Here is a 24253-nt window from a genome sequence, read left to right on the forward strand (position 1 = left end):
TTATGAACAAAAAGCTTGCATTAGCGCTCCTGAACCTCGTTTGTTTCCACACCTTTGCCCAGTTCCCCAAAACATCCGGCAACCCCGTGTTCCCCGGCTGGTATGCCGACCCGGAAGGAATCATTTTTAACAAAACCTACTGGATTTACCCCACTTTCTCCGCACCTTACAACAAGCAGGTGCATATGGATGCATTCTCTTCCACGGACCTCGTAACCTGGAAAAAACACCCCGGCATTATCGATACCGTTGCTGTGAAATGGGCCAAACGCGCCATGTGGGCACCTTCCATTATCGAAAAGGATAAGAAATACTACCTCTTTTTCGGTGCCAACGACATCCAGAACGACAATGAGAAAGGGGGTATCGGCGTAGCGGTGGCCGATCGTCCCGAAGGGCCATTCAAAGACCTGCTCGGCAAGCCATTGATCGACAAGTTCCATAACGGCGCCCAGCCGATCGACCAGTTTGTATTTAAAGACAAGGACGGCCAGTACTACCTCTTTTACGGCGGATGGCGGCATTGCAACGTGGCGAAGCTGAAAAGCGACTTCACCGGCTTTGTCCCATTCGAAGACGGGACGATATTCCGCGAGATCACGCCGAAAGGCTACGTGGAAGGGCCGTTCATGTTTATCCGTAATGGTAAATACTACTTCATGTGGTCGGAAGGCGGCTGGACAGGGCCTGATTACTCGGTCGCTTATGCCATCGCCGATTCGCCTTTCGGGCCTTTCGAGCGGGTGGGCAAGATCCTCCAACAAGATCCCAAAGTGGCTACCGGCGCCGGGCACCATTCCGTGATCCAGATTCCGGGCAAGCAGGAATATTACATCGTATATCACCGCCGTCCGTTGACGGAAACCGATGGTAATCACCGCGAAACCTGCATCGATGTGATGTCTTTTGATGAAAAAGGCATGATCAATCCGGTCAAAATCACGCGCGAGGGTGTGAAGGCAGTTAAATTGGAATGATTTTTGCTGAGCATTGGCAAACCACCGTTTCTCTATCCTGACCCGACATTAGCCCTGGAACGATATGCACATCAACAGTTATGAAGAGCAGATAAAACCTGAGTTGACCAAATGGCAGCTCAAAATGCAGAAGCGGCCCAATTTTATCGACAGGACATCCAAGAAGTTTCAGGACAAGATCAACGACATTATTCCTGATAAAATACACGAGGTCATCACCGGTACCATCAAACAGATGGTACGCGGTGTTTTGACCGGGGCCGAGTTTACGACCGGCCAAAGCATTCCCGGCGCCTCGCTCGAAGAAATTGAGACCGCGGTGCGCAAAAAAATCGATTTTTATAAAAAAGCAGGCGCTGCCGAAGGCGGCATTACCGGCGCGGGCGGCTTCTGGCTCGCATTGGCCGAATTCCCGATCCTGATCGGCATCAAAATCAAGCTTCTTTTCGAAATCGCCGCATTGTACGGTAAGCCCATCAACGATTACCGGGAACGCCTTTTTATACTCCACATTTTTCAGCTGACCTTTTCCAGTCAGAAAGGGCGGCAGGAGGTTTTTGCACAAATGATCCAGTGGGACCAGCACAGCAGGGACCTTCCCAACGACATTCACCAGTTCAACTGGAAAACGTTCCAGCAAGAGTACCGCGATTACATCGACCTCGCCAAAATGGCCCAGCTGATCCCAGGTATCGGCGCGGCCGTGGGGCTGATCGTGAATTACCGCCTGCTCGACCAACTCGGCAAGAACGCGATGAATGCCTACCGGATGCGGTGGTTCGAAGAGCGGATGCTCGGCGGCGAAAGGACACTGCTGCCCACAACAGCCTGATAAATTAGTTTATTACAATTTTTACCCGATTGAATGAGCGCTAGAAAAAAGCAATATGTATACGGCAGAAGTATAGATAATGGCCTGCTGTCGGTCTACAATGCGTATGTTTTCTTTGTCCGGTTCTTCCGCGAGATATTCCGCGGGCGAATGGAATTCCAGGAAATTGTCAAACAATGCTACGCTATCGGCAACCGGTCGCTGGTGCTGATCAGCCTGACGGGCTTTATCACCGGAATGGTATTTACGAAACAGTCGCGGCCTTCGCTTTCTGAATTCGGGGCTACCTCGTGGCTGCCGTCCCTGGTGGCGATTGCGATCGTACGTGCATTGGCACCGTTGGTTACGGCGCTCATCAGCGCGGGCAAAATCGGGTCGAGTATTGGCGCCGAGCTGGGCTCCATGCGTGTGACAGAGCAGATCGACGCCATGGAAGTGTCGGCCGTGAACCCTTTCAAGTTCCTCGTAGTCACCCGCGTAGTGGCGTGTACCATCGCCATTCCCGTGCTCATGTTCTACTGCGCATTGGTGAGCTTGCTGGGCGCCTACCTGAACGTGACCCTGAACGAGGGCACGAGTTTCATCGCCTTTTTTGAAAATGCATTTGAGCAGATTACGTTCCTCGACATCTGGACATCGGTCGCGAAGGCGGTCGCTTACGGCTTCACGATCGGCATCGTGGGCAGTTACCAGGGGTATAATGCCAGCAAGGGAACGGAAGGGGTCGGAAAGGCCGCCAACTCGGCTGTCGTGACATCCATGTTCCTGATCTTCATGGAAGAGGTGATCATCGTACAGGTATCCAACTATTTCAGAGTATAAAATGGAAGAAGTATTTGCACCCGGCGAGCCGGTCATCGAAGTACGCGATTTGTACAAGTCGTTCGGTAGCCTGCATGTATTGCAGGGCGTCGACCTGACGGTGAACAAGGGCGAAAACATGGTGGTTCTGGGGCGTTCGGGAACCGGAAAATCGGTTTTGATCAAGATTATGGTAGGGCTGCTCAAACAGGACCGCGGCGACTGTATCGTACTGGGGAAGGAAGTCTCCACCCAGGTCGGTAACGATTTGCGCGATCTTCGGCTGAAAATTGGTTTTTCATTCCAAAACAGCGCCTTGTATGATAGTATGACCGTTCGCGAGAACCTGGAATTTCCCCTCGTCAGGAACATTCCCAACCTGACCCGGGCGGACATTAACGAGCAGGTAGAATCCGTACTTGACGCGGTAGGGTTGCTGCAAACGATCAACCAGGTGCCGGCGGAACTGTCCGGCGGACAGCGGAAACGGATCGGTATCGCACGGACGCTGATCCTCAAACCGGAAATTATGCTCTACGATGAGCCAACCGCCGGTCTTGACCCGATTACCTGCCTGGAAATCAACCAACTGATCAACGAAGTAAAGGAGAAATACCAGACCACCTCGATCATCATCACACACGACCTCACGTGCGCAAGGGAGACGGGCGACCGCATTGCGATGCTCCTCGACGGCAAGTTCCTGAAAACAGGCACATTTGAAGAAGTATTTGATACCGACGAAGAGCGTATCAAGAGTTTTTACGATTATAATTTTATCCAGTAGTAATGGCAACATCAACCAAACGATCCATTAACGTAGGCCTTTTCGTCGTACTTGGCATTCTCATCTTCGTGGTGGGTATCCTCACCATCGGCAGTATGAAGAAGGTCTTTTCCTCTACGATCACCGTGAAAACCATTTTCGACGATGTGAACGGGCTTAAAATCGGTAACAACATCTGGTATTCCGGTGTGAAGATCGGGACGGTGAAAAGCATCCGCTTCCTCGACAACTCGAAGGTGGAAGTAATGCTGAACATCGAGGAAAAATCGCAGGAATTTATCCGCAAAAATGCGAAAGCGAAGGTCAGTACCGACGGTTTGATCGGTAACAAGATCATCGTCATCTACGGCGGCACGCAGAAAGTGCCCTCGATCGAGGACGGCGACGAGCTGATCGTCGAGAAAATTGAAAGTACGGAGGAAATGCTGGCCGTGCTGTCGGAAAACAACAAAAACCTGCTCGGCATTACAAGTGCATTTAAAACCATCAGCAAAAATATACTCGCCGGAAAAGGAACCGTCGGAATGCTTTTGAACGACGAACGCCTCTATAACGATCTCGACCAGACCCTGGGCGCGATGAAGAAAGCCTCTGTGAATGCGCAGTCGCTGACCGCCTCATTGGCCGGCTACACAGCCAAACTGAACGAAAAAGGAGGACTCGCCAACGACTTCGCGACGGACACCGTGATCATGAAAGACCTCCGCGGCAGCATTGCCCGCCTCAACGAAACGGTGTCGTCGGCGAATGTGATGGTGAACAATTTGAAAACCGCAAGCGCCGACCTCAACTCCAACAAAACCAGCCCGTTGGGAGTACTACTACACGACGAAGCGACCGCTTCCAACCTGAAAGAAACCTTGAAAAACCTGGAAAGCACCACCGAAAAACTGGATGAAAATATGACCGCACTTCGGTCTAACTTCCTTTTCCGCAGGTATTTCCGTAAGAAAGCCAAACAAGATTCAAAGGAAGACGCCAAGCAGCCGGCCACAGAAGAAGTAAAAGAGCAGGAGAACAAACAATAATGTGAAAGTTTTGTAGAAACCGTTTATATTGTCGAAGTATTTCTTTCGATACTACCTTACCGATCCCACTAGTTTGAGCTTCTGAAAAACTTTTAACACGAACCGATGGCCTTACAACTCAACCCCGCCCTGGACCATGCCTACATCGACCAGGCCTACGGAGAAGATCCTGTAATCCTGTACATGATTTTTGACGCGTTCCTGAGCGATTCCATTCCGCGTTGGCACACGCTGCACCGTGCCCTTGGCTCGGGCGACCTGAAAGAAGCTGCGAGCATTGTACACGGATTGAAACCCTCGTTCACCATGACCGGCCTCACGCATGTCAGACCCAAAGTGGAAGTGCTCGAACGGGCCATTAAGGACGAGGCGCCCGGCGAGGAATTGATGGAAATGTATGAGCGTATTTCAGTTGAAATCGACGAGCTGGTCCCGATCCTGGAATCGGAATCGGAGCGACTGAAAACGATCTGACCGATAGTAAAAAGCATTCAGGCGCGTGGCATCAGCTACGCGCTTTTTCTTTTGGCTTTCTCCCAGGCAGCGCTCTGCGAGCCTTTGATGTAGCGGCGAATGCCCGCCAGCACGGCATAGTTCATCATACAAAAATAGTAAGGTACAAAAAGCGCTTTTACCTTCACCTTCCGCCTTTCGAGCAGCCAGCCGGCCAGCGCCGCCCCGTAAAAAATGGCCTGCCCTGCCAGCAAAAGCTGGTAGATCACCCCACCCGATTGAACGACGATGACTACGTTCAGTACAAGCGCCAGGATCATCAGAAACGGTGTTACCGTCCAGCGCAGCACGCGATGGCTAAGGTACTGGAACGACAGCAGCGGATCATGGAACGGGTTCATCAGTTTTTTCAAACGCAATATCGACTGAATGCCGCCTGCGGCGATGCGTACCTTTCTTTTCAGTTCTTCCCGGATGTTTTCTGACGAAAGTTCGGACGCATACGCATCCGGTTCATACACAATGCGATAGCCCTTTTCGGCAATGTACATGGAGATCATGAAATCGTCGAGAATGGTATCCGGCTCCACCGAACGGTACAGCGAACGCCGTACGCTGAACAGCTCCCCCGCCGCGCCTACCACCGAATACAGCTCCGAATCCCACTTTTTCAATGTCGATTCGTATTTCCAATAGAACCCCTCCCCTGCCGTGGCGTCCGACAGCGCGTCCTGCATGACCCGCTTTTCGCCCGATACGGCACCGGTTTTCGGATCGGCGTAATGCCTTGCGATGAGTACCAATGCGTCCTTATTCAAGAAAGTATTCGCGTCGGTGAATACCACCACTTCGGTATCCACCTCGTCCATAGCGCGGTGCATGGCGAGGATCTTGCCGCTTCGCACGGGCGTATGCATGAGCTTGATCTGCGGGTATTGCGCTACCAGGTCGGGCGTGCGGTCTGACGAGCCGTCGGTGACGAAAATGAGTTTCAGCTTCCCGGCCGGGTACGAGAGGCCCAGCGTATTCGCGATTTTTTCTTCGATAATGCTTTCTTCATTGTAAGCGGCGATCACGAGTGTGAGTGTCGGAAAATCCTGGTCGAGGCCGGGGGCGAGCCTTTTCCCTTTGAAAATCCGCCGGATGCGGACCAGCATGTAAAGCACGATGCCGTAGCCGAGAAATGTGTAGAAAACAATGAACAGACTGAGCCAGAAAAGTATTTCCATAAATCAACGGGTCAACGGGAAGCCCAAATTTTCGCTATCGGGTTTATTTTTTAAATGCCAGGTAATGGCGCTCCAAAGCACCGGGATGAAGTTGTACTCCTTGTTTTTGAGGTAAACAAGCATATTCCGCGGCACCACGGTGAGCATGAAATAGCAGCAGAACAGAAAGAAAGTCAGTCCGGGCGCATTTCTGCGGATGAATAAAATGCGGTTACGGTTCATGAAAAACTCTTTCAATGCCGTGCGCTTGCCCACCGACACCGATTCTTTGTGGTAAATCAATGCGTCGAGGTTGACGTGGATTTCGTACCCTGCTTTTTTAATGCGCTCGCACCAGTCGAGTTCTTCGTAATACAGGAAGTAGTTTTCCGCCATGCCGCCGGCTTTTTGCCAGGCTTCCCGGCTGATCATCATCGCCGCCCCGTGCGCGTAGCCCGTGGGCCCGGTCAGGAAATCGTATTGCCCGCGGTCCTGCTCGAACTGCCCGATACACGCATTGCGGGCCGTGTAGTAGTTCATCTGCGTGTAGCCGGTGTATTGCAGCATACCCGGCTGGTCGAAATAATGGATTTTGGGCGAAATCATGCCGATTTTCGGGTTGGCCTCCATCGAATGCACGAGCCTGGCGATGAGGTCGGCGGTGACCTCGGTGTCGTTATTGATCAGGAACAGGTAATCACCCGTGGCGTGCGCCATGCCGATATTGTTACCGCCCGCAAAGCCGGTATTCAGGTCCGAACGGACGAAGATGATATTCGGGTAGCGCTCTTTCCATTCCGGGACGGGGTTTGCCTTGCTGCCGTTGTCGACGACGATAATTTCAAGATCGGCATAAGTATTAACCTCAGCGAGCGATTTCAATAAGTCTTCGGTAACCTTCGGCTGATTGAAATTCACCGTCACGATGGAAACTTTTTTCATGCGCAAAACTTAGCCGGTATGGGTGCTGAAAAGAAGGAATATTTTTATTGATTTGTAGAACTATTTCAAATTTAATAATAAAAACATAGCTTTAACCAAAATCGGGAATGTAACCCCGGTTTTTGTTAAAAACACCCTGAAAACCTCCGCAACCGCCTTTTGCTACCAAACGATTCGCCCGCGTGAAACTCAACAAACTGCTTAACGATGCACAATCCGGCCCGAACCAGCCCGACGCAAACGGGCAGAATCTGGCGCAGCTTGAAAAAAAAGTGGCGGAACTCATCGACGCGATAGAGCAGGCGGACATCGACACGCAGCATTCACGGCATTACCAGAAGCAGATCGCCGACGCATTCCAGCGCTCGGCTTCTACCCAGAAACGCATTGCGCCGTTCAAGGAGCTGGATCAGGACAATAACCTTTCCCGGGAGGAACTGCTCGAAGGCCTGGAAAAGCTCCTGGCCGAAAACCAGATCGACAGCCGCATGAATGCGCCCAAACGCAGCGGGAAGCTCGTGCAGAAAGGCGTCATGTTCATCCTCGCCCTCCTGCTCATCGTCGTCGGTTTCGCGATGATCATCATGCCGGCCCCGCCGAGTTTCGAGCTTTTTACCGTGTATTACTTCAATATCAATGACGGCGTCACCATTATGGACCTGGTGTCGCTGCTGATTATATTCGGCGGAGTACTTTTGTTTGTATTAAACTTCAACAAGAAATGATCAGCTTCCCCGATCCGCCTACCACCGTCAAAAAGATCCTGCTCGTGGAGGATAACCTGCTGTTTCGCAGGGTGGTGGAAAGCGCATTGGTGAAAGCCGGCTATACCTGCGTGCTCAGCGAGTCGGCCTCGGAGGCGCTGGAACTGCTGCATTCGGAAACGCCCGACCTTATATTGTCGGACTACGATATGCCCGAAATGAACGGCTTCGATTTCCGTCAGGAAGTGCTGCTGAACCCCAATATCAGCGATATTCCCTTCGTGTTCCTGACGTCGTTCACCGACAACAAGCTCGTGCTCGAAGGGCTGAATATGTCGGCGCTGGACTTCATCAACAAGGAGACGCCGATCCCGGTGATCATTTCCAAGCTGAACAATATCATCAAAACCCTTGAAAACGAGCACGTAAGGTCGGTAAGAGAACTAAAAGTGGCAGCAGAGGCCCTGAATGTAAAGTCGATCCCGACGCACGCGCCGTCCGTCAGCGGTTACCGTATTTTTTACTGGCACAGAGGCTACCGCGGCTATCCCGGCGGGGATTTCATCGACTTCGTGCAGGTCGACAGCCGGTATTGCTTTGCATTTCTGGGTGATATTATGGGGAAGAAATGGAAGGCCTGGTTTTTTACCTTCGGCTTTCTCAGTTATATCCGCGCCGCCATCCGCTTTTGCGTGCTGGACCAGGATTTCAACCTGGCGACGATCGTGCAGAAGATCAACAAGCTGATTTACCTCGACGAAAGTTTGCAAAACATCCTGTCGAGCCTTTCGCTTCTGCTCCTGGACACGCACACGGGACGCGTGCATTATACCGGCGCGGGAGACCTGCCGCTGATCAGCTATTCGCCCAAAACCGGCCGCACGTCCACCGTACAATCTGCCGGACTGCTGCTGGGCCTGCTGGAAGACGGCTTTTATGATAATCAGGAGCTCACGATGCAGCACGGCGACCAGCTGGCGATTTTCACCGACGGGATGATCGATATCCCGTCCAATGGCGCCAAGAAGAGCGATTACCCGTTTTTTGTTGAAAAAATAACCCCTTACCTGGGAAAACCCGACAGCTTCGAGCTCATTCGGAAGCACGTCCTCGACCTGATCGACGACAACAACCAGATGGACGACGCGAGCATCATCTTTATAGAAAAACAATAGTTCCTTATGATCCTGAAAGTAGAGGAGATAAACCGCGTGGTGCAAGCCACCATTTTACCGGAAGAGGCAAGCCTTACGAATGCGGACGCATTCAAGGAAGAAATGATCTCGATCATCGGCAGGGGCGTCCGGCTGGTGATCGTGAGTTTTGAGAATGTCAACTACATCGACAGCTCGTTCCTGGGCAGCCTGGTGGTGGCGCTGAAATATGCCATGCCCCGTAATGTCGATATTTACCTGGTCTCGTTGAAGCCGGATGTTAAAAACCTGCTCACACTCATCCGAATGGACAGGGTGTTCAGGATATTTAACAACTACGACGAGGCGATGGGTACATTAAGCTAGTTTATGAGGGCGTATTCGGACCAGATCAAAATAGTTTTCGATTGTAACCGGGAGGGTATTCCCGGGACTTTAAACGTGTGCCTGAACCACATCCGGGAGAAAACGGGGGCCTTACCGCTCGACGACGCCCTGATGGCCAAGATCAAGTGGGTGCTCATGGAGCTGCTCACCAACGCCGTGAAGCATTCGGGCGAGCGGCAGTCGGTGCTGCGGATCGGCTTCTCGGAAGAGGCGCTTTCGCTGGAAAAAGAAGATTACGGCAAGCCGCTCGTGCTCGTCGGGCAGGATAAAAAGAAAATCGTGTGGCCGCTGGAAGAGGTGGTGAAGCCGGTAGATTTCCCGATTTACCACAACGGCATGGATTCGCTGTGTGTACGCACCGACGAGGCCGGCCGGGCGACGTTCTTCATCGAGGAACTTGCGGAAATGGAAATGCCCGCATTGCTTTCCGACACCAGCGAGCATTTCGGGTTGCTGATTATGACCAAGGCTTCCGACGAATTCGCCTACGAACACGACCCCGACACCGGCCTGAACCGCTTTACAAGCACATTCTACCTCATTACCCACTGACATGAAGCACCGTTTCGAAGTACTGGATATTTTTCGCGGGCTTTTTGCGTCGCTCGTGTTCCTGTTCCACCTCGGCCCATTTGCCAACACCCCCATTCTGAACAACCGCTTCGTCGAAAACTCCGATATGTTCGTGGATTTTTTCTTCGTCCTCAGCGGGTTCGTGATCGCGTACAGCTACCAGTCGCTGGCCGACTGGGCGGCATTCCGGCTGTTCCTGAAAAAGCGCGTTTACCGCATTTACCCGCTGCATTTCGTGATGCTCATGGCATTTGTGGGCATGGAAGTGGCCAAAAACCTGCTCGCGCCGTACATTCAGGTCAATAACCTGGTGAACCCGGCGAACAGCCTTTACACCTTCTTCACCTCGCTTTTCCTGATCAACTCCACGCCTGTACCGGGCGTGAACGATGTGAGCTGGAACATTCCAAGCTGGTCTATCAGCGCCGAAATGATGGCCTACCTCGTTTTCGGCAGCCTGGTGGTCATCATCCACCGCACCGGCGAGTTCAACCGCCGCAACGCGTGGTATGGGCTGATGATCGTCATGTCCCTCGCGGCGTTATGGTCCGTCTCGAACAGTTTCCAGATCAATTACAGCTTCAACTACGGTTTTCTAAGGGGGATTCTGGGCTTCTTTACGGGCGTATTGTGCTTCAACTTGTTCAGCAAAACCCACGTGCAGGTACGCGAGAAACCTTCCGCATTGTTCTCCATGGCCGAAATCGCGTCGCTTTCGCTGATCGTCCTATGCATTTACAACGGTGAAACGATGAAGCCCTGGGGAGCGGTTTTCGAAGTACTGTTCTTCGTTTGCATTTACACATTCGCGTTTGAGAAGGGTATTATTTCAAAAGCATTGAAAAGCGTGAAGATATTGCACAAGCTCGGCGCCTACTCCTACTCGATCTACATGACGCACGCGCTGCTGATCAGCCTCTTCAATGTATTGTTTATCAGGATATTAAAGTTCCCACCCGAAGCATACTCCTACCTGTTCATCCTCAATTTCATCATCATCTACTTCGTATCGGCGTGGACGTACAAGCACATCGAAATGCGGTTCCAATACAAATCGCTGAAAAAAGTACGCGAAGAAGAAGTAGCTCGGAAATAGGCTGCGGGCTGACGGCTGACTGCCGACGGCTGACCACTGACGGCTGACCGCCGACCACTGACGGCTGACTGCCGACGGCTGACCGCTGACCGCTGACCGCCGACCACTGACCGCTGACGGCAGTCAGCCGTCATCAGGGGTGAATCACCTGTTCGAGATGGTAATGGATAATGTCCGCAATGGCATCTACGCGGTTCTCCCACGTGTTTTCGGCGGCTATCGTGACGCGCGTTTTGCGCTGTTCGGCGCTGTCCGTTTGCAATGCGGTGTTAATGGCGGCAGAAAAGCTCGCTGCATCGCCGCAGAATGTAACGGCGCCTTTGGTAAACTCCTTCAAGTCAGGGTTGAAATCGATGGCGACCACGGGTTTGCCTGCACCGAGGTATTCGAAGAGTTTCAGCGGGAAAATACTGCTGCTTACCTCGTCTTTCTTGAACGGGATCAGTGCCACATCGAAGCCTTTAATCACCGCCGGCATATCATCGTAGGCAATGGAACCCAGGAAATGCACATTTTCGGCCGAGAAGAACCAGTCCGGCACGAATTCCCTCGAAACGGGCCCTACGAATGCAAAACTTTTATCGGGATTGGCGATGATCACTTCTTTCAGTAAATCGTAATCCATCCGCCGCTCGATCGCGCCCAGGTAGCCCACCACCGGCCTTTTGAGCGCCGCAATGGCCGGAAGCACCGGCAGACTTTCGTTCAGTGCCTTGCTGCTATGACCGAGGTCGGCCGCATTGGCCACGAAATAGCTGTGTGGGTTCTGCTTTTTCTTCTCCTCGTATAGCTGCTTGCTGCTGCAAATCACGACGTCGCTTTCTTTTACGAGAATATCCTCCGATACCACGCCATGCCGCCGGTTGAACGGCAGCACCATCGGGTCGAGGCAATGGTACACTTCCAGTTTCGGCGAAAGGCCGTCGCAGAGCGTCGGGTAATGGAAATTGAAGGAGTTAATGAAGATATAATCGCGGATATTGTAAGCCTTGAGAATGCTTTTCAGCTTCGTGCGGATCAGGAACTCGTTGAATCTCAATGCCGCCCGGAAGAGCCCGTTCTCCGGCAGGAAGTTCACCGACAGCAATATCGGCGGGATAATCACTTTCAGGTTCGGAATGTCGGTCTCGATGAGCGAATGACCTGTGAGCGAGAAATGCTCTTTGCGCAGCTGGTACTCGGGAGTATGGCGCAGCCTGAAATAGTCCCTCAGCGTAAATGGATTATCGATATAGTACACTTCGTTCTCCCGCGCGAGCAGCTTGGCTGTCGTGTAGTTGGTAGACTCGATAGATGCGTCAAATCGGGGTAAGCCAAAAATTATGATCTGATGTCCTTTCAGTTTCATTTGCAAAGCGTATTCAATAGGTTCTCATCAGATCGGCGTCGGATAAAATCGGGTGCTGTAATTTAGAAATTTTTACAATACATCCCTCCATTCAAAGCGGTCTGTCATGATGCCTTTGGGGTGTTCGCGGCCAATCCGGAAGCCAAACCAGTTCTTTGGCGCGATCACGTGGTTCTTCTTTTTACAAATATAGGCCGCCCACCAGGCGAATGTGCTGTTTGAAATAATGGCAATATCCGCATGCATGATCAGCTGGAAATCGATGATCTCGGCGTTGGAGACGAAGAAAAAATTGTCGCGTGCAGGGAACGCCTTCTTGACGAACTCCATGTCGTCGCTCACGAAAAATACCTGGTAAGCATCCAGGTTATCGACCGATGCGAGCTGTTTTTGAAAGTACTCCACAGGCAGCGAAATGTCGCGTTTGCCGTAGGAAAGGTAATCCGTGCGGCGGATATGCACCACCACCGTTTTGTTTTCCCTGAAAACCGAGCCGTACTGTTCGTCGAATGCTTTTTCGAACGCCGGTTTCAGCTTCGGCAATGTGCCTGCGGGTAAGTGTTTGAGGTAAAAATCGCTTTGATAATAGCCGTAATACATCTGCCCGTTCTTCGGCGTAAACTCTTTGGGGCTGAAAAAGTTATGCACATACACGGGCGTAAATTTCACAAACTTCGGGATCGTGCGCGTGAGGCCGGAGTACAGTTTCGAGCCTAATGTAAGGTCGTGGTAAGTGCCCAGGTCGAAATACTTGCTCAGATAGGCATGGTGCGGGTTCGGGAAGAAATAGGTCAGGCGTGGGTTGCGGGTTTTCAGGTACAACAAAAAGTAATACTGAAACAACTGGTTGCCAAGCCGGCCTGTAAAATAGACGCCTACCATAATGAGCTGCTTTTATGACCTCGCTTTCAGCATCGGCCGCAGGTAGCGGTCGAGGAACTCGGGGTAAAACTTGTACATATACACGAACGTGTTGAGGACATTCACGCCGATCTCGCGTTTGAGGATCACCTGTGCCACGGCAAATCCGGCGATATTGGAGCATAAAGTGGCATAAGCCGCCCCTACCACACCCCATTGGCGGATAAAGAAGTAGTTCAGGCAAAGGTTCAGCGTAGCCGTGCCGATCACGACGAAGAACGTCATCCGCGTTTTCCCGATCGAATCCAGGATCGTCCCGAACTGCCGCCCGAACGGTATCAGCAGGCAGTAGAGCAAGGTGATTTGCAGCAATGGAATGGAATCCGCGTATTTCTCACCTGCTATCAATGTGATCACAATGCCCGAGAAGAGGTAGAGGAATATCACCACCGGCACCACGAGCGCAAGCGTCGTCCCCACCGATTTTTCATACAGATACTTGATCGCCGCCGGCCCTTCCGACTCCATGCGCTTGGCGCTCTGCGGGAACACGATCGTCGCCACGGCATTGCCCGGAATGTCGATCAGGTTGGTAATGCGCACGGCGATGTTGAACGCGCCCGACGCCGCCGGAGAGAGCATGGCCCCCAGCATCATCTGATCGATCGTCCCCGAAAGCAACGAGCTGATCAGCGTTCCGAACGCATATTTACCATAGCCGAACAGCTTGCCCATCCATTCACGGCTCACTTTGGCCGACAATGCAAGGTTCGCCCGTGCATGCACGTAGGCGATAAGCATACCCGCGAGCGCACTCACGATCTGCACCCACACGAGGAACACCAGCTCTACCGAAAAGCTGAAAATGTAGGATACCAGCACGAATGTAAAGAAAACGCCCTGCCGGATAATGGTGGTCACGAAAATGCCATTGAACCGCAAATTGGCCTGTTCGACGCCATTGAACTGCGCCTGCAAGCCCGAAAGCAGGTAAATGGCGATGTACCAGTACATCATTTCCACCAGCTGCGGCGCGTCCCAGAGCCGGCTCAGCCAGGGCGAGAAAATCAATATCGCCGCAATGCACACCACCTGCACAATGCCGTTGATGGCAAACGAGGCGGTGATGATGGCGGGATGCTCTTTGGCGTCCGATGATGAAATGTATTTGATCAATGCGTTCTGCAAAAGCCCGCTGCGGATCGCTTCGAGAATGGTGGTGGTGGAAATGAAGAGCGTCCACACCCCGAAATCGTGTTTCGTGAGCAGCCGCACAAGCAGGTAAAAGCCCGCAAAGCCGAAAAACACGCCCGAGAAGTTCTGGACGATATTGATAAACCCCGATTTGAGCCAGTAATCCTTTTTCCCTTCCATATGCTCAAAAATGCGCTTCCACGTACTGTTTCACCTCGTCATCCGTCTTGGCATGCAGGATTTTTGCTCCCGAAAACTGCGGGTACAGCTTTTCGAAGCATTTGAAATAATGCTCCGGCCCCTTTTTCGACAAAATCAGGTTAGTACCGCCGAAATAGCTCGCCAAAGTAGCCGTGCCGCCGTGGATCGAGATAAAGCGGCTCGCATTGGCATAAACCATGAGCTGTAAATGGTTGAAATTGCCGGCATTGCCCCTGTTCTCCTTGAAAAGGTCTTCCATTAAGATCACATCCGGGTGTTCGGCAGCGAGCCAGCTGAACTCGTCCATGTCGTAAATGTCGGAGTTGTCCATCGTAATGTGCTGCGGGCGCGGGCGGTTGTAAATGACCGTGTATTTGCTTTTCAGTTTGTCGAGAATGAATGCGAGCATTTCGATGCTGTAAAAGCTCACCGGCGGGCCGTCCCATTCCATATTGTAGCGGTTGGCGATGATCAGGATGGGCTTTTCGTATACGTAAATGTCGTTCTGGTAAGTCGCTTTCAACGGCACAGGAATCCATTTCGACATGTCGTAATCCTGGCTGTACAGGACGCGCGGCATTTCAAAATTGTAATTTCCCTCATTCGAGCGCGTATCGAACTGCTCCCGGTGATCGGGCGAAAAAAAGTAAAGCTCTTTCGTGTATTTCGAAGAAACGGTGCTTTCGAGCGTGCCGTTTTGGTAATGCCAATAGGCGAACGGCAGGACAAATTGCAGTTCCGGCGCGAACTCGCCGCTGAACGCGAGCTTCTTGTATTTTTTCCGGACTACATAATCCTGCCAGATGTATTTCCATTGCTGTACCTGGCAGCGCAGTGTATCCCGGTAGAAATAGCGGTGCTCCCACGGCAGTTTCCCGTACCGCAGCAGCACTGCCAGACTGAGTATTTTGTTGAGCATAATCTTTAATGTGCCTTATTGACCACCAGTTTTCCCCACCATAACCTCACCAGGCTGATCGCCTCCGCATACCCCGTCGTGAACACGCTCACGATACCGAACGGCTGGAAACGGTTGAGGCCCCAATAGCCGATCCCCACGCCGATGAGCGTTGGTACCACGCCGGCAATGGCCACGCCGTACACGCTGCCGGTGAGGTAAATGCCCGTAACCGACGCAATGACGCTGCCGGCGAGCATGATCAGGACTTTGATGAAATTGATTTTGGGCTGATGGATAACGTCGAGTGTCAATGCGAAAAAGCGGTCGAGCGGGTACAGGAGCGCGAAGGTCATGTACAGGCGCATGATGTTGGCGGCTTCGGAATCAATGTATTTCTCCCCTCCTATAATGTGGATAGCGACGTCCGCGAGGATCACTGCGCCGATGCAGGCGGGCAGCAAAGCCATTGTAATGAGGCCGGTGTAGCGCTTCATCGTTTCGATCACCCTGGGGCGGTTGCCTTCGTTATAAGCGGCCGAAAGCTCGGGCATCCCGGTGGCGGCGAAGCTTCTCAGGGGTATTTCAATGATTTCCATCAGCCGCTGGCCCAGGTTGAACACCGCTAAGGCGGCCGGACCGAGCATGAAGTTGATGATCATCGTATTGGAAGTACCAAACAAATTGGAACTCAATGTGGTACCGACGGAAAATTTGCCGAAATGGAAGATCTCTTTAATGCATTCGCTCGTACGGTCCCTGAAATTAGCCAGCCGCGCCCAGCCCATCACGACCGTGAAAATGCTTGTGAGCGCTGCGCCCCCGAGGTAGGCATAAATGATATTTTGCAGATTGGCCGTATGGGTGAAGGCCATCACCATCACGAAAAGGATAAAAAAGCCCTGGCTCAGGAAACGGATGCAAAGCAGCTGGTCGAACCGCTGCTCGGCCTGCACCACGCAGGACGCGATGAAATAGGGCAATGAAGCAATGTAAATGATCCCGAACCACTCCACGAACAGCACGACGGAGGGGTTTTTGAAATACTCCGAAAACAGGAATGCCGGGATGTTGATCAGCGCGAGAACGCCTGTAATGGCCCCGCCGATAAACCAGGCCGAACCCACCACTTCCCGCTTACGCGCCTCGCCCGCCCCCGCGTAAAATTTGATGAAGGCCGTCGTGAGAAACCCCGAACGGAACGTATCCACGAGCAGCAAAATCGACAGAAAAAACACCCACATACCAATGCTGGCCACAGGCAATGCGCGGTAGAGAATGATCATGTTGAGCATTCCCAGCACCGACATGATCCCGTTACCGGCAAGCGAAAGAAAATGTTTGTTCCTTAATTTCTGTAACAGCGGATTGGCCATCAAATTACTTAACTTTTTTGCCGAAGTTAGAAGCAAACGCAATATGCGAAGTAATTTTACAATATTTTTGCGCAAAGCAGGAATAATGTTTTAACTTTCCTCCCTACTGTCCAGCCGCACGGACTTCCTTGATTGTAAAGACGTACAAAACCTGTTGATTACCAGAATATGAGTTTATTGGGTTTACCTAAATGGATTTTACCGCACCTTTTTACAAACAAGCGATTCGAAGACCTGACGGAAGCCGAAATACAGGTGCTGCGCGAACGCATCAGCCGTTTCAAGGATGAAACACCCGAAGTATCCGTGGTGATACCGGCCTGGAACGAGCAGAACAACATCTACCGGACGTTGTCGTCGCTCTCCGCCAGCAATACCCGCTACAAGGTCGAGATCATTGTCGTGAACAACAATTCCACCGACGGCACGCAGCACGTGCTCGACACGCTGGGCGTCAGGAATTACCTGCAAACCGTGCAGGGAACTCCCTTCGCACGGCAAATGGGCCTCGACCACGCCCGCGGTAAATATCATCTCTGCGCCGATTCCGACACTTTTTATCCGCCTTCGTGGATCGACCTGATGGTGGAGCCGATGGTGAACAACAGCCGCATTACCGGCGTGTACGGCAATTACGCATTCATCCCGCCGGCTGGTCAGGGACGGCTGGGGCTGTGGTTTTATGAAAAATTCGCCGGGCTCATGGTGCAGATCCGCAAGAAAAACCGCGAGTACCTCAATGTGTACGGGTTCAATATGGGCTTCGTCACGGAGGTAGGGCGCCGCACGGGCGGTTTCCGGGTGAGCGGTTCGCGGGTGTATGCCAATATCGTCGGCAGCGACTTCGAGAACGAGGCCGAAGACGGCCGCATGGCCCTTAACCTCAAAAAAGAAGGCGACCTGAAACAGGTTACCAGCGGGAAAGCCACCGTTTTCACCTCACCGCGCCGCCTGCTCGACGACGGCAGCATTACCAATGCGTTTATCAACCGGGCCAAGCGGCAGTTACAAGGCATGCGTGATTATCTCTCGTAATTTTTTATGCAGCACTCATTCCCCGATACGACCCTACTGATCACCCATTACAACCGCAGCGGCTCGCTGGAACGCCTGCTGGGCACCTTCGAATCGCTGGGATGCGAGTTTGCCGACATTGTCGTGTCCGACGACGGCAGCAAGCCCGAGCACCTGGATAAAGTGAAAGCATTGACGGACCGGTTCCGGTTCCGGCTCATAACCACGCCGAAAAACCGCGGCCTGGGCAACAATATCAACAAAGGCCAGGACGCCGTGCAATCGGAATATACCTTGTATGTGCAGGAGGATTTCGAGCCTTCCGATATTTTCCCCGCGCATTTCGCGGACGCGCTTGCATTCATGCGCGAAGACCCGAAATGGGACATGGTGCGCTTTTACGCCTATTTCGCCTACCCTACCCTGAAACCATTCAAAAAAGGGTATTCTGAAATGGTGTACCGGTTCTGGGATATGAACCATTTGAAATTCTACTATTACAGCGACCACCCGCATTTGCGCCGGAGCACTTTCCTGCAAAAGTTCGGCCGCTACCCCGAGGGCATCAAAGGCGACCTCACCGAATACAAAATGGCCGTCAGCTTCCTGCAAAAGAAGGGCAAAGGGCTGTTTTTCAATGATTTCACCCAATTGTTTTACCAAAAAAACTCCTCCGACGAACCCAGTACCATGGTGCGCGCCGACTGGAAACTAAGCGAGAACCCGCTGGTGAAACTGGCCCGGCTGGGCTACCTGCGCTATCGCTGGCTTAAAAATACCCTGGACCTGGTTTTCATGAAATAGACCGGACTGACCCACATGACAAAGGAATATTTCTTCGGGGAAGTGACGCTGCTCATTACCCATTACAACCGGAGCCAGTCGCTGGAACAGCTGCTGCTCGCATTCGAAGCGCTCCATTGCCGCTTCGGCGACATTGTCGTGTCCGACGACGGCAGCCGGCCCGAGCACATCGATTACCTGCTCCAATTGCAGAAAAAACACGAGTTCAGGCTCATTACCACGCCGCAGAACCGCGGGCTGGGCAACAATATCAACAAAGGACAGGACGCCGTACAAACGCCGCTGACACTTTACGTGCAGGAAGACTTCACGCCCACCGCCATTTTCCCCGAGCGCTTTTCGCAGGCGCTGGACATTATGCGCGAGCATCCGGAAAACGACATGGTGCGTTTTTACGCCTATTTCGAATACCCTTGCCTGCGTAACCCGCGCGACGGCTTCTACGAAATGGACTTCAAAGTGTGGAAACCCGGCTACCGGAAGTTTTACGCGTACAGTGATCACCCGCACCTGCGCAGGAGCAATTTTTTCGAGCGGTTCGGCAGATACCCCGAGGGGCAAAAAGGCGACGTGACCGAGTACCGGATGATGATGTCTTTCCTCAAAAACAAGGGCAGGTCTTACTTCTACAAGGATTTCCAAGGGCTTTTTATACAGAAGAATTCCGAATCAGAGCCCAGCACCATGTCGCGGGAAAACTGGCGGCAGACCGACCGTTTTCCTGTAAAGCAAATCCGGGATGTTTACCGCCATTTAAAGTTCAATTTTGACTACCTGTTCTGAATAAGTGTTTGATTATTCCGATCTTGGTCTTTCAAAACCCAACGTTACCGCCCCTACGATATGCCGAGCAGCCTGACAAACGACTCATTCAGATGGTATTACGCGAGCATTTACCTGGGGCTGGCACTGATCTTCGGCTCGCAGTATTTTACCTATAAAAACGTCCGCGACCTCTCGCTGAACAACGAACGCCTGAACGTCACGATCGGCGTGCTGAACCAGACGGCAAATTTCGGGCTGGTGACGAAGGATTTTCAGTCGAATATGCGGGGATACCTCATTACCCAGGACAAGCAACTGCTAGCCGACAATTACAACAAGAAAATCCAGCTCGTAGGCATCACCGACACGCTTTTCAACCTCGTGAAAACCGATGAGTTGCAGACCAAACGGGTGAAGGACCTGTTGCAGATTTCGAGCCAAATCGTTCTCTATTCGCAGAATGTCATCACGATTTACCGCACGCAGGGCGCCGATTCGGCCTTTTCGAAGATCCAGGAAGGTGAAGGCATCCGGTTGAACAACCTGCTGACGGCGAAAATCAACGAGATCGACGATTACGAAAACCACAATCTGGAACAGCGGCGGAAGCTGGTTTCGGCTACGCAGCAGAATTCGATCCTGTTCATATTCGTGACCGGCGCCGTCGGGTTCATACTGACCATCTTGTCCATTGTTTTTCTGAACGTCGACAAACGCAAGCAACGGCAGTTCCAGCTGGCACTGAACGAAAAGGAGCGCATTCTGGCCCAATACCTGGAAGCGATCCCCGACGGCGTGATGATCATCAACCATGAGCACAAAATCGAGGTCCTGAACGAGTCGGGCCGGGAGATCCTGGGGGTAACCGGCGCAAGGCCCGATTCGCTGGAAGAACAGGTGAAGCGCATCAAACTTCTCGATCCCACGCGTTACCACGTCCGTTTTTCGGCCGATACCCTGCCTGTCTCCCGTGCATTGCAGGGCGAAAAGCTGACCGGCAACAAGATCGACCTCGTCAAGAACGACAAGATATACCATCTCGAAACGAACGTGCAGCCGGTGATCGGCCTCAACGGCGAGATTACCAGCGCTATTACCGTGTTCAGGGACATTACCGAACGGGCCAACTACGAGGCCACGCTGGAAAAGGCACGCATACTGGCCGAAAAATCGGTGCGGGTGAAAGATATTTTCCTTTCCAATGTGAGCCACGAGATCCGCACGCCGCTGAATGCGATCATCGGTTTTACGAACCTGCTCATGGGCGAAGTAACCGACCCGAAAAGCGTCGAGTATGTAGGCTATATACAGTATGCGGGTAAAAACCTGCTCGAACTGATCAACGACATTCTCGACTTCTCGAAAATAGAAGCCGGGCAGGTGCACCTGGAAAAAACGCCGGTGCCGATCCGCGAGCTGGCCGACGAAATATCGGCCATTATGCACCACCGCGCCGTGGAAAAAGGCATTACCTACGAAGCCGTCCTGACCGACGGCCTGCCGGAATACATCGAAACCGACAAGCTGCGCCTCACGCAGATTTTGCTGAATGTATGCGGCAATGCCGTGAAGTTTACGGAAAAAGGCAGCGTGAAACTGTGCATCGAGCCCATCGGCGAGCCGCTGAACGACGTTCAGAATATCCGTTTCGAAGTGAAGGATACGGGCGTGGGCATTCCGAAGGACAAGATCAAGGAGGTTTTCAACCGGTTTGTACAGGCTACCGAAAGCACTACCCGGGTATTCGGCGGTACGGGGCTGGGATTGAGCATTGTAAAATCGCTCGTGCAGCTGTTCGACGGCACGCTCAACCTTGAAAGCGAGCTCGGAAAAGGATCGGTATTCACGATGGATTTTCCGTTCAAAGTCGTGAAAGAGGCCGATTTACAGGATGAGGTGGTGGAAGAGATCGATATCAATGCGTCGGTAACCTCCCTGCGCATTCTGGCGGCGGAAGACAATTCATTGAACCAGAAACTGCTCAAAGCGATCTTTGAACGCCTGAACATACCGCTCACGATCGTCAACAACGGCCAGGAGGCCCTCGACAGACTGAGTGAGGAAACCTTCGATATGGTGCTGATGGACATTCAAATGCCGGTGATGGACGGGTATACCGCTATTAAGGAGATCAGAAGGACTATTTCCGGCACCATTCCAATCATTACCATGACTGCCCACGCAATGGTGGGCGAGAAAGAAGAATGCCTAAGTATCGGCGCTAACAGCTATATTTCGAAACCGTTTAAGGAAAGTGAACTTTTATATACGATTGCCCACCTTGGAAACAAAGAAAATTACGAATCACCACAACCCAAAGACTTTACTCAACAACCTCCAATGACTAAAATGACAGATACCATCCTGAATCTCGATTACCTCGCCGAAATCACCGGAGGCGACCAGGAGCTCCGCGACGAACTGATCGCGCTATTTGAAAACGACAGCCAGGTGCAGCTCAAAAACATTGCGGAAGCATCGCTCGCCAACGAACCAGAGCGCCTCCGCCAGGCCATTCACAAGTTCCGCTCTTCATTGTTTTCGGTAGGCTTGCTCAATACGGCCAACCAATACAAAGACCTGGAAGCGACCTTGAAACAAGGCAAATGGACCAGCGATATGAACCAGACCCTGGTAGACCTGAAAGCCGAATCGGAACTGGGGTTGTCGCAGCTCAAAAATCTCTGACGCGTATCTGCTTAAGAAGCCATCACAGGTCGGAACCGGCTTTGCTGATGGCTTTGTAAATTTCCCCGACACTGTTTTCCCACGTGTGCGAGCTTGCAAAGGCACGCCGGGCTTCCGTGCGCGCGTCCGAGTTTTCGATAATGGCGCGCTCGATGAGGCGCACGTAGTCTTCCTTGCTTTTGCCAAGGTACACGTGCTCGTCGAACACGCTCATGGCGTCGGTAGCGGTGGCGACCACGGGTTTGCCCACGGCCAGGTACTCGTCGATCTTGCGGGGGTAATTGCCGATGGTGACCTCGTTGAGCAGCTGCGGGTTCACGCACACGTCGAAGGCATTGATGTACGCGGGGAGGTCGGTAATGTTGCGGGAGCCGGTGAAGGTTACATTGGGCAGCTTATGCAGGCTGCTCTGGAGAAATTCATTGTCTTCCGGGCCTACCAGCACGATATTCCATTCGGGGCGGGTTTCGGCGATGTATTGCAGCAGCTCCATATCGAGCCGCAGGCTTTGCAGCGCGCCTACGTAGCCGATGCGCGGGCGGGCGATGCCGCTCATATCGGCAGGTTCGGCCGAATGGTTTCCGGCCATGAAAATGTCCAGGTCGCAGCCCTGGCCGACATAATAGGAATGCCGGTTGTACTTTTCGCAGTATTTGGCAAGGTAGGTCGAGTTGGCTACGCACAGATCGCTTTTGGCGATCAGTTCGGGCTCGATCCGGCCGCCGTGTTTCCGCCAGTAATCGACGGCCAGCATGTAATCGCGGGAGTAGTAAATCGACAGCCGGGGTTTGAGCAGGTCTTTGAGAAAGAAGCTGCGGAACATGTCATTGTCATTGAAATGAACGTAATCCGCGAAGCCCAGCCGCTTGACAGCCCGGGCAATGGCGCCGGCGAAAAGCTGGTTATTACGCTTGTTGAGCAGGTCGAAAAGCATTTCGGGAAGCCAGTTGATCGACTCGATCATTTTGTCGGGGTAAAGCACCCAGAGGTTTTCCTGCACTTCTTCCAGGCCATCGGCCTTGCCGTACACGACGGCTTTTCGCTTCACAATCTTGGGATCGTCGCCGCTTTTAAGCAGGCTGATGCGGTCCAACGGGGAATTGACATACAATACCCTGTGATTCTTGCTGAATTCCAGGGCAATGTTCTTGCAGTTACTCCCGATTTCTACATCCCAGGCCTGTTGTCCGGTAATGACAATATCCATATTGTTGTGGCTAATGTGGGCCTCTCTCCCACCTGCATGAGTTAAAGTTGCGGATGCTGAATTCGGGCGTCGAGCCTGTCCACCACATCCGGAAACCGGGCCAGGTCGAACTTCCGGGCGAAAAGTTTCCCCGAAGCCCACATCCGTTCCAGGTCGTCTTCCGTGAGCACTTTCGGGCTCGCCTGGCCTTTCGACCAGTCAATATACCTCAAATTATCGTTCACGAGTGAAGAACGGAAAGGGGAATTATACAAAATAGTTTGAAATATAATTTCATCGGGGGCCCAGGTGAGCCTGAAAAACCGCACAACCTCCGGATGTTCTTCCAGATAACGGAGAATGTACCGCACGGCGTCCATTGTGAGCGTCATCCACTGCGACCGCCCTACCGGTTCTAAACCCGCCGGCATCGTGCGTGCGGGCAGTAGTTTGTTCATCCATTTCTGGGCCGCGTGTTTGCCCGGAAAGCTGTAATTCGTAAGATGATATTCGGTCAGCCGGGTGATGGCTTCGGTCCATTCGCGGTGCACGGAATAGTATTCCATGAAATTTTCCCCTTCATGCCCAGCCAAAAAATCATGGATTTCCGCGGCAGACCGCAGCGGGTAGTCGGCGCCGCTGAGCAAATTGACATAATCGAAATCCGATTGGGCGATGTGCCTGAAACCCTGCAATGTGGCTTCCACGATGCTGTAAGCGCCCCAGCCTACATCCACGCGTGCGGGCACGAGCGAGCCGTTCTTACCGGCATTCAAAAACGGGAATGCCTTCAAATCCGCTTTGCGGTCGAGGTGGACGAAGATGTGGGCATCGTCGTGGTCGAGCGCCCCGGCGAGCCTCGCCAGTTGTGCAGGTGCCGCGTGCGCCAGTATCAGATGGGCAATTTTCATACGCTGAGTAGCCTTGGAATGATGCGAACCTTACTTGTATATCCAAACTGCGCATAATTTAACAG

At 52.5% G+C, this 24253-nt stretch carries 24 protein-coding genes; 15 read left to right on the plus strand and 9 right to left on the minus strand.

Annotation, left to right across the window (positions count from 1 at the left end; all coding sequences use genetic code 11):
• The first annotated feature begins 2 nt into the window (after window positions 1-2).
• From H144_RS0121085 to H144_RS0121110, 6 genes are all read left to right on the plus strand, one after another.
• A complete protein-coding gene (locus H144_RS0121085; protein ID WP_033403148.1) occupies window positions 3-977 on the plus strand; it encodes a glycoside hydrolase family 43 protein in 975 nt (324 codons plus the stop codon).
• A gap of 64 nt (window positions 978-1041) precedes the next feature.
• The gene (locus tag H144_RS0121090) at window positions 1042-1809 is read left to right on the plus strand and encodes an EcsC family protein (protein WP_019944097.1); all 768 of its coding nucleotides are present in this window, start codon (window positions 1042-1044) and stop codon (window positions 1807-1809) included.
• Between the two features lie 33 nt (window positions 1810-1842).
• Entirely contained in the window at window positions 1843-2631 is a 789-nt protein-coding gene (locus H144_RS0121095) for an MlaE family ABC transporter permease (RefSeq protein ID WP_019944098.1), read from the plus strand.
• Between the two features lies 1 nt (window position 2632).
• A complete protein-coding gene (locus tag H144_RS0121100) occupies window positions 2633-3397 on the plus strand; it encodes an ABC transporter ATP-binding protein (protein WP_019944099.1) in 765 nt (254 codons plus the stop codon).
• A gap of 2 nt (window positions 3398-3399) precedes the next feature.
• Window positions 3400-4425, plus strand: a complete 1026-nt coding sequence (locus tag H144_RS0121105) for an MlaD family protein (protein WP_019944100.1) — start codon at window positions 3400-3402, stop codon at window positions 4423-4425.
• 105 nt (window positions 4426-4530) lie between these two features.
• On the plus strand, window positions 4531-4899 hold the full coding sequence (locus H144_RS0121110; protein ID WP_019944101.1) for an Hpt domain-containing protein: 369 nt from the start codon (window positions 4531-4533) through the stop codon (window positions 4897-4899).
• Between the two features lie 35 nt (window positions 4900-4934).
• Here the strand turns inward: H144_RS0121110 and H144_RS0121115 are convergent, their stop codons facing one another.
• Together H144_RS0121115 and H144_RS0121120 are read right to left on the minus strand one after the other, a co-directional pair.
• A complete protein-coding gene (locus H144_RS0121115; RefSeq protein WP_019944102.1) occupies window positions 4935-6107 on the minus strand; it encodes a glycosyltransferase family 2 protein in 1173 nt (390 codons plus the stop codon).
• A 3-nt stretch (window positions 6108-6110) separates the two neighbouring features.
• Window positions 6111-7028 (minus strand): glycosyltransferase family 2 protein, encoded by a 918-nt coding sequence (locus H144_RS0121120; RefSeq protein ID WP_019944103.1) that lies wholly within the window; start codon window positions 7026-7028, stop codon window positions 6111-6113.
• 182 nt (window positions 7029-7210) lie between these two features.
• Here H144_RS0121120 and H144_RS0121125 point away from each other — a divergent pair, with 182 nt between their 5' ends.
• The 5 genes from H144_RS0121125 to H144_RS0121145 are packed head-to-tail and all read left to right on the plus strand — an operon-like array spanning window position 7211 to window position 10942.
• Complete coding sequence (locus H144_RS0121125; protein WP_019944104.1) at window positions 7211-7753, plus strand: hypothetical protein; 543 nt, start codon at window positions 7211-7213, stop codon at window positions 7751-7753.
• Window positions 7750-8907 carry a response regulator gene (locus H144_RS0121130; RefSeq protein WP_019944105.1) on the plus strand — a complete coding sequence of 386 codons (1158 nt, stop codon included), beginning with the start codon at window positions 7750-7752 and terminating at the stop codon, window positions 8905-8907. Before H144_RS0121125 ends, H144_RS0121130 begins: the two co-directional genes overlap by 4 nt.
• Before the next feature lie 6 nt (window positions 8908-8913).
• Window positions 8914-9252 carry an STAS domain-containing protein gene (locus H144_RS0121135; protein WP_019944106.1) on the plus strand — a complete coding sequence of 113 codons (339 nt, stop codon included), beginning with the start codon at window positions 8914-8916 and terminating at the stop codon, window positions 9250-9252.
• Window positions 9253-9255: 3 nt separating this feature from the next.
• Window positions 9256-9825, plus strand: coding sequence for an ATP-binding protein (locus H144_RS0121140; protein ID WP_019944107.1), 570 nt, complete (start codon window positions 9256-9258; stop codon window positions 9823-9825).
• Window position 9826: 1 nt separating this feature from the next.
• Window positions 9827-10942: an acyltransferase family protein gene (locus H144_RS0121145; protein WP_019944108.1), complete on the plus strand. Its 1116-nt coding sequence runs from the start codon at window positions 9827-9829 to the stop codon at window positions 10940-10942.
• 133 nt (window positions 10943-11075) lie between these two features.
• On the opposite strand, the gene H144_RS0121150 is transcribed toward H144_RS0121145, so the two are convergent.
• The 5 genes from H144_RS0121150 to H144_RS0121170 all read right to left on the minus strand — a co-directional run bounded on the left by H144_RS0121150 (window position 11076) and on the right by H144_RS0121170 (window position 16820).
• Entirely contained in the window at window positions 11076-12290 is a 1215-nt protein-coding gene (locus H144_RS0121150) for a glycosyltransferase (protein WP_019944109.1), read from the minus strand.
• 72 nt (window positions 12291-12362) lie between these two features.
• On the minus strand, window positions 12363-13172 hold the full coding sequence (locus H144_RS0121155) for an alpha-1,2-fucosyltransferase (RefSeq protein WP_026350883.1): 810 nt from the start codon (window positions 13170-13172) through the stop codon (window positions 12363-12365).
• Between the two features lie 12 nt (window positions 13173-13184).
• Window positions 13185-14525, minus strand: a complete 1341-nt coding sequence (locus tag H144_RS0121160) for a flippase (RefSeq protein WP_019944111.1) — start codon at window positions 14523-14525, stop codon at window positions 13185-13187.
• Window positions 14526-14529: 4 nt separating this feature from the next.
• On the minus strand, window positions 14530-15465 hold the full coding sequence (locus H144_RS0121165) for a hypothetical protein (RefSeq protein WP_019944112.1): 936 nt from the start codon (window positions 15463-15465) through the stop codon (window positions 14530-14532).
• Window positions 15466-15470: 5 nt separating this feature from the next.
• Complete coding sequence (locus H144_RS0121170; protein ID WP_019944113.1) at window positions 15471-16820, minus strand: lipopolysaccharide biosynthesis protein; 1350 nt, start codon at window positions 16818-16820, stop codon at window positions 15471-15473.
• A gap of 168 nt (window positions 16821-16988) precedes the next feature.
• On the opposite strand from H144_RS0121170, the gene H144_RS0121175 reads away from it, so the two are divergent.
• The 4 genes from H144_RS0121175 to H144_RS0121190 are packed head-to-tail and all read left to right on the plus strand — an operon-like array spanning window position 16989 to window position 22091.
• On the plus strand, window positions 16989-17855 hold the full coding sequence (locus H144_RS0121175) for a glycosyltransferase family 2 protein (protein ID WP_019944114.1): 867 nt from the start codon (window positions 16989-16991) through the stop codon (window positions 17853-17855).
• Between the two features lie 6 nt (window positions 17856-17861).
• Window positions 17862-18638 carry a glycosyltransferase family 2 protein gene (locus H144_RS0121180; protein WP_019944115.1) on the plus strand — a complete coding sequence of 259 codons (777 nt, stop codon included), beginning with the start codon at window positions 17862-17864 and terminating at the stop codon, window positions 18636-18638.
• 15 nt (window positions 18639-18653) lie between these two features.
• Window positions 18654-19421: a glycosyltransferase gene (locus H144_RS0121185; RefSeq protein WP_019944116.1), complete on the plus strand. Its 768-nt coding sequence runs from the start codon at window positions 18654-18656 to the stop codon at window positions 19419-19421.
• 60 nt (window positions 19422-19481) lie between these two features.
• Window positions 19482-22091, plus strand: a complete 2610-nt coding sequence (locus H144_RS0121190; RefSeq protein WP_019944117.1) for a hybrid sensor histidine kinase/response regulator — start codon at window positions 19482-19484, stop codon at window positions 22089-22091.
• Between the two features lie 22 nt (window positions 22092-22113).
• Here H144_RS0121190 and H144_RS0121195 read toward each other — a convergent pair whose 3' ends face one another.
• The gene (locus tag H144_RS0121195; protein WP_019944118.1) at window positions 22114-23298 is read right to left on the minus strand and encodes a glycosyltransferase; all 1185 of its coding nucleotides are present in this window, start codon (window positions 23296-23298) and stop codon (window positions 22114-22116) included.
• A 41-nt stretch (window positions 23299-23339) separates the two neighbouring features.
• Entirely contained in the window at window positions 23340-24188 is an 849-nt protein-coding gene (locus tag H144_RS0121200; protein WP_019944119.1) for a beta-1,6-N-acetylglucosaminyltransferase, read from the minus strand.
• Window positions 24189-24253 lie beyond the last annotated feature (65 nt).

The sequence above is a fragment of the Dyadobacter beijingensis DSM 21582 genome, from assembly GCF_000382205.1.
Lineage (GTDB): Bacteria > Bacteroidota > Bacteroidia > Cytophagales > Spirosomataceae > Dyadobacter > Dyadobacter beijingensis.